We start from the raw sequence: 9,371 nt of genomic DNA, 5'->3' as shown, positions 1-9,371 counted from the left end.
AATCTATTGTGGCCTAGGCCAGGCCACCCGTGCTACCTGCGTAAGGTTGCCAGGCCCCCTGTGGCAGATCGCTGAGCTCCTGTCCCTGTGGATTGTTCCGGTTGACTCCGCCCCTCCCGGCATGCCGCTGTGAGTGATCCCGCGATCAGTGTCGTCTGTGCCTACCGCAATGGCTCCGCCTTTCTGCCGGAACTGCTCGCCTCTGTCCAACGGCAGGTCATGGCCCACTGGGAGCTGCTGCTCGTTGACGATGGCTCGACAGACGGGGGTCCGCTTCTGGCAGCGGAGGCGGCGTCGAGCGATTCCCGTATTCGGCCCATGTCGGCACCACCACGACCGACGGTGTCTCCCGCAGGGCCCTGGTGGCCCCGCAACATCGGTATCGGTGCCGCCCGTGCTCCCTGGATCGCCTTTCTCGATGTTGATGACCTCTGGCATCCGCTCAAGTTGGAGCGCCAGCTCGCGCTCCACAGGACCCTCGGGCTTGATCTGAGTGTGACCGGTTACGCCAGGTTCCACCATGGCAGGCCCAAGCTTTCCTCATGGCGTTGTCCACCGCAGCATCTCCAGCATCGAGGGCTTCTGCGCGGCAACGTGATCCCCCTGCTCACGGTGATGGTGCGTCGTGACTGGTTGGAAGAGGGCTTCAGGCCGGTGCCCCATGAGGATTACCTCCTTTGGCTGGATCTGTTCCGCCAACGACCCCACCTCAAGTACGGCTGCCTGCCTGAACTGCTGGCTGCCTACCGCCTTCATGACGCCAACCTCACCGCAAGGCGCCCTGCCCTGGCGGCATGGGTGTATGGGGTCCACCGTTGCCATGGTCGCCGGCGGTTCCAGAGCGCGGCTGTCCTGCTGCCCTGGGCCTCCCACCAGCTGTGCACTGCACTGGACTGGCGGCTCCGCCCCCTCACGGGTTCACTGAACCAAGCACTTTCGGCTGTGCCCCCCTGGCTGTTGCCACCAGTCGGATTGTCTTGATGAGGATCAGGAAATCCAGCATCAGGTTGGCATTGCGGAGGTAGTACAGGTCGTAGCTGAGCTTTGCCCGGCTGTCTTCGATGCTGGCTCCGTAGGGATAGCAAACCTGGGCCCAGCCGCTGAGTCCAGGGCGGATCCAGTGACGTACCCGGTAATGGGGAATGAGGTGCTCCAGCTCCACTTCCAGCTCAGGGCGCTCGGGTCTGGGGCCGATGAGACTCATGTCCCCGTTCAGCACGTTGATCAGCTGGGGCAGCTCATCGAGGCGGATGAGTCGCAGCCATCTTCCCACGCGTGTCGTCCTGGGATCGCAGTGGCTGGACCATCGGGCCCCGTTGACTTCAGCGCAGGTGCGCATCGATCGCAGTTTCCAGATACGTATGGGCATGCCGTACAGCCCTGTCCTCCACTGGTCGTAGAAGATCGGGCCGCGATCTTCCAGATGGATGAGCAGGGCGGCGAGGCACATCAGTGGTGCCGTGAGCAGCAGAAGAATCCCTGCAAGGGAAACGTCGCCAAGACGCTTGAGCCGCCAGCCCCAACGGCCTGGCTGCAACTCGAACCCCTCAGCCTGTACAAGCCAGCGGCTGGAGAAGAGCTCGGGAGGAACCCGCTGAAGCTGCTGCTCGGCCCAGCCGAGCAGGCTGCAGACGACGGTGCCTCGGCTGCGTCGTTCAAGTAACTCCTCCAGCAGGCCGTCGTCCAGCGGAGCCGTTTCGCTGACGGCGATCCCATCGATGCTGGCTTCATCCGCCAAGGCAAGGAATTTGGACTGGGACTGCATGTCCACCGGGTGAAAGACCAGACGCAGATTGTTCAGGGCACCTTCTTGACCGAATTCCCTCTTCAGCACTTCCAGCTCGGCGGCTTCTCCGACCAGAACCCAGCACAGTTGCCGATTCTGTCGACGGTAGATCCATACCTGGGCAAGGCTGGAAAAGAGAAAAACCGCACTCAGCAGGGGCAGAACGAAGCTCCGGAAGGTGCGCGGATCTTCAACTTTCAACCCCCAATTCAGTACAACCACGATCACCCAGAGGAGAAGCAGCGCCACCAGGCCGGTTCGGGCGAAGCGTCCTCTTGCGCTGTCTCGATGACTGGACTCGGGCCTGGAGTATCGGCCAAGCAGGTAGGAGATACCCACCCACAGCCCTATCAGCACCAGCACCGACGGGGAAACGCCGACCCAGCGACCCAGCTTCCACCAGAAGAGGAGGTCGTAGAAGCCGAGCAGCAGCAGGGCGTCGAACAGGGCTAGCCCCAGCAGCCGCCGCCGCTGTCTCAGCCAGGGAGTCCGCCACCACATGCCTTGCTGCCACCGCCACCGCCCGACTTTATGGGCGGTTCCGCCGTTCTCCCCCGGCCGCCGGATCCGCTCCCGGCCCCCCCAATTTGACCGAGGGGCCCCCCATGGGGCATGCTCAACGAGCCGGTGCGGAGCCGGTGGGGTCAAGCTCCTTGCCGCTTGCGGCAGTTAGTTGCGGATGTAGCTCAGTGGTAGAGCATCTCCTTGCCAAGGAGAGGGTCGAGAGTTCGAATCTCTTCATCCGCTTGTCTGTTTCAGCATCAGTCGCTGGCTGTCCACCCGGCTGAAGCCCAGCTTCTCGTAGAAGCCTTCGCCTGTGGTGGTCATCAGGTAGACCCGCTCGGCCGCCGCCACCTCCGGGCTGGCCAGCAGCGTCTCGACGATCCGCCGGCCGACCCCCCGGCCCTGCTGGTCCCCGGCCACCACCACGTCCCAGAGCACGGCGCGGAACACCCCGTCACTGGTGGCGCGGCCGAAGCCCACCAGGGTGCCCGCCTGCCAGGCGCTCACCACCACCTGGCTGCCGCCGAGCATCCGCCCCAGCTGCCAGGGCCTGCGGCCGGTGGCCCAGAAGCTGTGGCCATCGAGCAGGGCGCCGAGGGCCGCCAGACGCCAGCGCAGGCGCAGCCTCAGCCGGCCGTGGCGGACCAGCCGGATCGGGATGGCGGAGGGGGCCTCGGGCCTGGGGGGGGCGCTGCTCAACGGACCGGGGTGGGGCGCATCAGCTGCGAATCCTGCTCGGCGGCCGGTGCCGGAGGGCCCTGCAGGTGCGGATCCCCGACGAAGGAGACGCCGAAAACCCTTGCGGCAGCACGATTCTTCGCTCTCGGCCACGGTTTTGCGATGGTAGGCTAAGAAACTACGGACAGGCCCTTTCCATGCTCAAGCTGCTGCTGGGTGATCCCAATGCCCGCAAGCTGAAGCGTTACCAGCCGTTGGTGTCCGACATCAATCTGCTGGAGGAGGAGATCGAGCCCCTCAGCGACGAGGAGCTGAGGGGCCTGACGGCCGAGTTCCGCCAGAAGCTGGAGAAGCCCGAGACGGCGGCACGCCGCAAGGCCCTGCTGGATGAGCTGCTGCCCCAGGCCTTCGCCGTGGTGCGGGAGGCGGGCAAGCGGGTGCTGGGCATGCGCCACTTCGATGTGCAGCTGATCGGCGGCATGGTGCTGCACAACGGCCAGATCGCCGAGATGAAGACCGGCGAGGGCAAGACCCTGGTGGCCACCCTGCCGGCCTACCTCAACGCCCTCACCGGCCGCGGGGTTCACGTGGTCACCGTCAACGACTACCTGGCGCGCCGCGACGCCGAGTGGATGGGCCAGATCCACCGCTTCCTGGGGCTGAGCGTCGGCCTGATCCAGCAGGACATGAGCCCGCCGGAGCGGCGCCGCAACTACGCCTGCGACATCACCTACGCCACCAACTCCGAGCTGGGCTTCGACTACCTGCGCGACAACATGGCGAGTGACATCGCCGAGGTGGTGCAGCGCGAGTTCCAGTACTGCATCATCGACGAGGTGGATTCGATCCTCGTCGACGAGGCCCGCACCCCCCTGATCATCTCCGGCCAGATCGAGCGGCCCCAGGAGAAATACATGCAGGCGGCCCGGATCGCCGCCGAGCTGCAGCGCGCCGCCGAGATGGGCAAGGACGGCATCGATCCCGAGGGCGACTACGAGGTCGACGAGAAGCAGCGCAACGTCACCCTTACCGACGAGGGCTACCAGAAGGCGGAGCAGCTGCTCGGCGTCCAGGACCTCTTCAATCCGCAGGACCCCTGGGCCCACTTCATCAACAACGCCCTCAAGGCCAAGGAGCTGTTCGTCAAGGACGTCAACTACATCGTGCGCGACGCCGAGGCGGTGATCGTCGACGAGTTCACCGGCCGGGTGATGCCGGGGCGCCGCTGGAGCGATGGCCTGCACCAGGCGATCGAGGCCAAGGAGGCCCTGCCGATCCAGCCCGAGACCCAGACCCTGGCCAGCATCACCTACCAGAACTTCTTCCTGCTCTATCCCCGCCTGGCCGGCATGACCGGCACCGCCAAGACCGAGGAAGTGGAGTTCGAGAAGACCTACAAGCTCGAGGTGGCCGTGGTGCCCACCAACCGGGTTCGCTCCCGCGCCGACTGGCCCGACCAGGTCTACAAGACCGAAACGGCCAAATGGCAGGCCGTGGCCGCCGAGACGGCCCAGGTGCACAAGAGCGGCCGGCCGGTGCTGGTGGGCACCACCAGCGTGGAGAAATCGGAGCTGCTGTCCACCCTGCTGCAGGAGCAGGCGATCCCCCACAACCTGCTCAACGCCAAGCCGGAGAACGTGGAGCGGGAGGCCGAGATCGTCGCCCAGGCGGGCCGGGCCGGCGCCGTCACCATCGCCACCAACATGGCCGGCCGGGGCACCGACATCATCCTGGGCGGCAACAGCGACTACATGGCACGCCTCAAGCTGCGGGAGGTGCTGCTGCCCCGGCTGGTGCGTCCTGAGGAGGGCCACCGTCCCCCGGTGCCCCTGCAGCGCTCCACCGAAGCGCCGGCTGGATTCGGCGGCGCCGTGGTTCCGAGCTCCAAGCCCGCTTCCGAGGCCCGGGCCATCGGCAACCTTTACCCCTGCAGCCTGTCCGAAGAGACGGAAAAGGCCCTGTCCGGCTTCTCCCGTGAGCTGGTGGCGGCCTGGGGCGACCGCACGCTCACGGTGCTCGAACTCGAGGACCGCATCGCCCAGGCGGCGGAGAAGGCCCCCACCGACGATCCCCAGATCCAGCGCCTGCGGGAGCTGATCGCCCAGGTGCGCGCCGAGTACGACGGGGTGGTCAAGCAGGAGGAGGGCCAGGTCCGCACCGCCGGAGGCCTGCACGTGATCGGCACCGAGCGCCACGAGTCGCGCCGCGTCGACAACCAGTTGCGGGGTCGGGCCGGCCGCCAGGGCGACCCGGGCAGCACCCGCTTCTTCCTCTCCCTCGAGGACAACCTGCTGCGCATCTTCGGCGGCGACCGGGTGGCGGGCCTGATGAATGCCTTCCGGGTGGAGGAGGACATGCCGATCGAATCGGGCATGCTCACCCGCTCCCTGGAGGGGGCCCAGAAGAAGGTGGAGACGTACTACTACGACATGCGCAAGCAGGTGTTCGAGTACGACGAGGTGATGAACAACCAGCGCAAGGCGGTGTACACCGAGCGGCGCCGGGTGCTGGAGGGAAGGGAGCTCAAGCAGCAGGTGATCGGCTATGGCGAGCGCACCATCGACGACATCGTCGAGGCCTACGTGAACCCGGATCTGCCGCCCGAGGAGTGGGATCTCACCCGGCTGGTGGAGAAGGTCAAGGAGTTCATCTACCTGCTGGCGGATCTCTCCCCCGACCAGGTGGGCGGCCTGTCGATGGAGGAACTCAAGGCCTTCCTGCAGGAGCAGATGCGCAATGCCTATGACATCAAGGAGGGCCAGATCGAACAGATGCGGCCCGGTCTGATGCGGGAAGCGGAGCGTTTCTTCATCCTCCAGCAGATCGATACCCTCTGGCGGGAGCACCTGCAGGCCATGGAAGCGCTCAGGGAATCGGTGGGTCTGCGCGGCTACGGCCAGAAGGATCCCCTGATCGAATACAAGAACGAGGGGTACGACATGTTCCTGGAGATGATGACCCAGATGCGCCGCAACGTGATCTATTCGATGTTCATGTTCCAGCCCCAGGTGCCGCAGACGGTCACGGCCTGAGGGTTAGCAAGGGTAGAATTATTTATCGCTTCTACCCTGGTGGCGCCATGGGCATGAACATCAAGGATCCTGAAGTGCATGCCATGGCACGAGAGCTGGCTGCCCGCCGGTCCACCACCGTGACCAATGCGGTGCGACAGGCCCTCAGCGCCGAGCTTGAGCGCAGCCGGCACGAGGAGGGAGAGATGGGCGGCGCGGCCGCGGCTCGGCATGCCCGGCTTCAGGAACTCCTGCCGCGGTTCCGCCAGATTCCCTGGCCGGAAGGCGTGACCAGCAAGGAATTGCAGGACGAGCTCTATGACGATCAGGGGTTGCCGGTGTGATGGTGGTGGATACCTCCGCGTTGGTGGCGATCCTCAAGGCAGAAGCGGAGGCAGCGGCCCTCCTGCACTGCTTGGGCGGGAGTTGCAACAGCACCATCGCCATGCCCACCCTGCTGGAGGCTCAGATGGTGATGGTCAGCCAGGTTGGTGACGCCGGATTGGTTGACCTGGAACTGCTGCTCAGCCGAGCCGAGATCCGGCCCCTGGCCTTTGATGCAAACCAGCTGCGCTGGGCCTTGCATGGGTGGCATCACTACGGCAAGGGTCGCCACCGGGCAGGCCTGAACTTCGGGGATTGCTTCAGCTATGGCCTGGCCATGGCGCTGGATCGGCCCTTGTTGTTCAAGGGCGATGACTTTTCCCAAACCGATGTAAAGGTGGCCGTGTTCTGAAGGCGCTTCACCGCCTCAGTTTTCGATTCCTGGATTGTCTCCAAGGAATTCCAGAATTTCCCGATCGCGCAGGTTCTGGGCGTTGCCACTGCAGGGCTCCTGCAGGGGCCTGCCGGCGGCCACCTCCTTCAGGCAGGCCTGCAGCCGGTTGACGTCGTTCTCCAGGCTGTCGATCCGCTCCATCAGGTTGCGGATCACCGAGGCCTCCGCATCCGGCAGGGCGGAGTGGGCCAGGGGATCGATGCGGGCCCCGGTCTGGTGGATCACCCGGCCGGGAATGCCCACCACGGTGCTGTCGGCTCCCACGTTGCGCAGCAGCACCGAACCGGCGCCGATGCGGGTGTTGGTGCCCACGGTGATCGCTCCGAGCACCTTGGCCCCCGCCCCAACCACCACGTTGTCCATCAGGGTGGGGTGACGCTTGCCGTGCTCCTTGCCGGTGCCCCCCAGAGTCACGCCCTGGTACAGGAGGCAGTTGTCACCGATGACGCTGGTCTCGCCGATCACCACGCCCATGCCGTGGTCGATGAACACCCCGCGGCCGATGCTGGCCCCTGGGTGGATCTCCACCCCCGTGAGCAGCCGACCCAGTTGGCTCAGCATCCGCGGCAGCAGGGGCAGCCCCAGCCGCCAGAGGCGGTGGCTGACGCGGTGAAGTTCCAGGGCGTGGAAGCCCGGGTAGCAGAGCAGGATCTCCAGGGTGCCCCTGGCCGCTGGATCCCGCTGCCGGATGATGGCCAGGTCGGCCCTGAGTGCATCAAGCATGGGTTCTGGCCCTCAGGCCGCCAGGAGGCCGATCTCCTTGCGGAGCTGGTCGATGGTGGCGGCGCCAAGGTAGCTCTGCGCACAGTGCACCATGGGCAGGCGCATCAGCTGGGCCCGGTTCTGGCGCAGGGTCTGCTCCACCAGGGGCAGGCTGGGTTTGTCGCAGATCACGTGGCTGGAGGCCCGCAGCAGGGCCAGCAGGCGGCTGCTGGTGTCGGGATTGGCCGTCATCACCAGCAGCTCGTTGCCCCTCATGCTGTGCAGGATCACCTCGGCGGCCCGCAGGATGCCCGGGCTGATGCTCACCAGGCCCACGCAGCTGCCGGGGCGCAGTTCCTTGAGCATGCCCAGTTCGTGGCCGAAGTCGTTGAGGTCGACCGGAACGGCCCGCACCCCGTGCACCTTGGCGATCTGCTCCACCTCCTGGAGGAAGTAGCGGCTGGTGACCACCGTGCCCTTGCTCGAAGTCTCCAGCACCGATTCGAGTTCCTCGATCGGCACCACCTCCACCGGCACCTCCAGGCTGGGCTTGAGTTCCTCGGCGATTAGGATCGAGGCGCCGATGTCCTCGCGGGAGGTGCTCACCAGCACCCGGGCGCCGCAGCGCAGCCGCCAGTCGATCTCGCGGGTGAGCAGCTCCCGGGCCTGCTGCAGGGTGCAGCCGGCATTCAGCAGCCCATCGACGCTCTGGCGCACCTCCCGGTCGATGTCAGGCAGGGCCTTGCTGCGCAGGCCCGGCGGCGGCTTGATCTCACGCGGGTTCTGCTGGTCGCGCACATAGATCCCTGAGCCGGCCATGGCCTCCACCACGCCGTCGGTCTCGAGCTGGCGGTAGACCTTGCTGATCGTGTTGCGGTGCAGGCCGGTCTGCATGGCCAGCTGGCGCGTGCTCGGCAGCCGGTGGCCCGGCGGGTAGTGCCGGGCGGCGATGGCGAAGCAGATCTGGTTGTACAGCTGGGTCGACGCCGGGATGTCGCTCTCCTGCTGAATGTGAAAACGCACGCCAGTGTGGCCAGGGGGTCTGGCCGCCACCCTAAGGAGCTTTGGCCCCCGTGACAATTCCCTCGTTGGCATACGACCATGTGCCGGTTGCCCTGTGCCGGTTTGACCGCCCCCGATTCCGTCGCCTCCTGGTTGCAGCTCGAGCCCCGGCGGCCGGGCCAGGTTCCGCTGCGCTGCTGGTGGGCCAGGCCCACTGGCACACCGCCCAGGGGCGGCGTTCTGGTGTTGCCGGAGGTGTTCGGCATCAACGGCTGGATCCGCAGCGTCGCCCAGCGGCTGGCCGAAGCGGGCTACGCGGCCCTGGCGGTGCCCCTCTATGCCCGCACCGCTCCCGATCTGGAGCTGGGTTACGGCCCGGACGACCTGGCGCTGGGCCGAAGCCACAAGGACCTCACCCGCACCGACCAGTTGCTCGCTGATGTGGGTCTCGCCGCCGACTGGCTGCAGCAGCAGTTGCCTGCCCCTGACGCCGGCCTGGGTTGCGTCGGGTTCTGCTTCGGCGGCCACGTTGCCCTGCTGGCGGCCACCCTGCCCCAGCTGGCCGTCACGGTCGATTTCTATGGAGCCGGCGTGGCCTCGGGCCGCCCCGGTGGCGGCCCCGCCAGCCTGGAGCTGGTGCCGTCGATCGGCGGCACGCTGCTGTGCATCTGCGGCGATGGCGATCCCCTCATCCCCCCGGCGGATGTGGCGGCGATCGAAACGGCCCTGTCGGCCGCCAACGCCTGCCGGGCTCTGGCCGCGCTCCCCGCCCCGCCCCACCGGCTGGTGCGGCTGGAGGGGGGGCACGGCTTCATGTGCTCGGCCCGGCCGGACCATCGCCCCGAGGCGGCGGCGGCCGGCTGGTCACTCCTGCTCGACAGTTTCGAGCAGGTGCTGGGGGGGCCAGGGC

General features: G+C 66.7%; 9 protein-coding genes and 1 tRNA gene. 6 read left to right on the top strand and 4 right to left on the bottom strand.

What is annotated here, in order from left to right:
• The first annotated feature begins 129 nt into the window (after window positions 1-129).
• On the top strand, window positions 130-981 hold the full coding sequence (locus KBZ04_RS14360; RefSeq protein WP_409995961.1) for a glycosyltransferase family 2 protein: 852 nt from the start codon (window positions 130-132) through the stop codon (window positions 979-981).
• On the opposite strand, the gene KBZ04_RS10570 is transcribed toward KBZ04_RS14360, so the two are convergent.
• Window positions 911-2,287, bottom strand: a complete 1,377-nt coding sequence (locus KBZ04_RS10570) for an exopolysaccharide biosynthesis polyprenyl glycosylphosphotransferase (RefSeq protein WP_254991894.1) — start codon at window positions 2,285-2,287, stop codon at window positions 911-913. The two genes, KBZ04_RS14360 and KBZ04_RS10570, sit on opposite strands and share 71 nt — an antisense overlap.
• Before the next feature lie 174 nt (window positions 2,288-2,461).
• On the opposite strand from KBZ04_RS10570, the gene KBZ04_RS10565 reads away from it, so the two are divergent.
• Window positions 2,462-2,533: transfer RNA gene (locus tag KBZ04_RS10565), tRNA-Gly, on the top strand.
• Here KBZ04_RS10565 and KBZ04_RS10560 read toward each other — a convergent pair.
• On the bottom strand, window positions 2,525-2,989 hold the full coding sequence (locus KBZ04_RS10560) for a GNAT family N-acetyltransferase (RefSeq protein ID WP_254947134.1): 465 nt from the start codon (window positions 2,987-2,989) through the stop codon (window positions 2,525-2,527). The genes KBZ04_RS10565 and KBZ04_RS10560 overlap by 9 nt on opposite strands.
• Before the next feature lie 176 nt (window positions 2,990-3,165).
• Between KBZ04_RS10560 and secA the strand changes: the two genes are divergently transcribed.
• Genes secA through KBZ04_RS10545 form a run of 3 tightly spaced genes read left to right on the top strand, consistent with a single transcriptional unit; the run spans window position 3,166 to window position 6,715 of the window.
• On the top strand, window positions 3,166-6,000 hold the full coding sequence (secA, locus tag KBZ04_RS10555; RefSeq protein WP_254991893.1) for a preprotein translocase subunit SecA: 2,835 nt from the start codon (window positions 3,166-3,168) through the stop codon (window positions 5,998-6,000).
• Between the two features lie 47 nt (window positions 6,001-6,047).
• On the top strand, window positions 6,048-6,323 hold the full coding sequence (locus tag KBZ04_RS10550; protein ID WP_254991892.1) for a type II toxin-antitoxin system VapB family antitoxin: 276 nt from the start codon (window positions 6,048-6,050) through the stop codon (window positions 6,321-6,323).
• Window positions 6,323-6,715, top strand: a complete 393-nt coding sequence (locus KBZ04_RS10545) for a type II toxin-antitoxin system VapC family toxin (RefSeq protein WP_254991891.1) — start codon at window positions 6,323-6,325, stop codon at window positions 6,713-6,715. Before KBZ04_RS10550 ends, KBZ04_RS10545 begins: the two co-directional genes overlap by 1 nt.
• A 15-nt stretch (window positions 6,716-6,730) precedes the next feature.
• Here KBZ04_RS10545 and cysE read toward each other — a convergent pair whose 3' ends face one another.
• Window positions 6,731-7,480 (bottom strand): serine O-acetyltransferase, encoded by a 750-nt coding sequence (cysE, locus tag KBZ04_RS10540; protein ID WP_254991890.1) that lies wholly within the window; start codon window positions 7,478-7,480, stop codon window positions 6,731-6,733.
• A gap of 12 nt (window positions 7,481-7,492) precedes the next feature.
• Window positions 7,493-8,482 carry a GntR family transcriptional regulator gene (locus KBZ04_RS10535; RefSeq protein ID WP_254991889.1) on the bottom strand — a complete coding sequence of 330 codons (990 nt, stop codon included), beginning with the start codon at window positions 8,480-8,482 and terminating at the stop codon, window positions 7,493-7,495.
• Window positions 8,483-8,584: 102 nt separating this feature from the next.
• On the opposite strand from KBZ04_RS10535, the gene KBZ04_RS10530 reads away from it, so the two are divergent.
• Window positions 8,585-9,371, top strand: a 787-nt coding sequence (locus KBZ04_RS10530; RefSeq protein WP_254991888.1) for a dienelactone hydrolase family protein, incomplete at its 3' end; no start/stop codon positions are given.

Origin of the sequence: Cyanobium sp. N5-Cardenillas (assembly GCF_024345515.1) — a bacterium.
In the GTDB taxonomy this organism is placed as follows: domain Bacteria; phylum Cyanobacteriota; class Cyanobacteriia; order PCC-6307; family Cyanobiaceae; genus Cyanobium.
The sequence above is the reverse complement of the archived record's forward strand: the minus strand, read 5'-3'. Positions and strand labels throughout refer to the sequence as shown.

Excerpts from the sequence above, each read along its gene's own strand:
- KBZ04_RS10570 (WP_254991894.1), bottom strand. The coding sequence starts at position 2,287 with ATGTGGTGGCGGACTCCCTGGCTGAGACAGCGGCGGCGGCTGCTGGGG.
- secA (WP_254991893.1), top strand. The coding sequence starts at position 3,166 with ATGCTCAAGCTGCTGCTGGGTGATCCCAATGCCCGCAAGCTGAAGCGT.
- KBZ04_RS10550 (WP_254991892.1), top strand. The coding sequence starts at position 6,048 with ATGGGCATGAACATCAAGGATCCTGAAGTGCATGCCATGGCACGAGAG.
- KBZ04_RS10545 (WP_254991891.1), top strand. The coding sequence starts at position 6,323 with ATGGTGGTGGATACCTCCGCGTTGGTGGCGATCCTCAAGGCAGAAGCG.
- cysE (WP_254991890.1), bottom strand. The coding sequence starts at position 7,480 with ATGCTTGATGCACTCAGGGCCGACCTGGCCATCATCCGGCAGCGGGAT.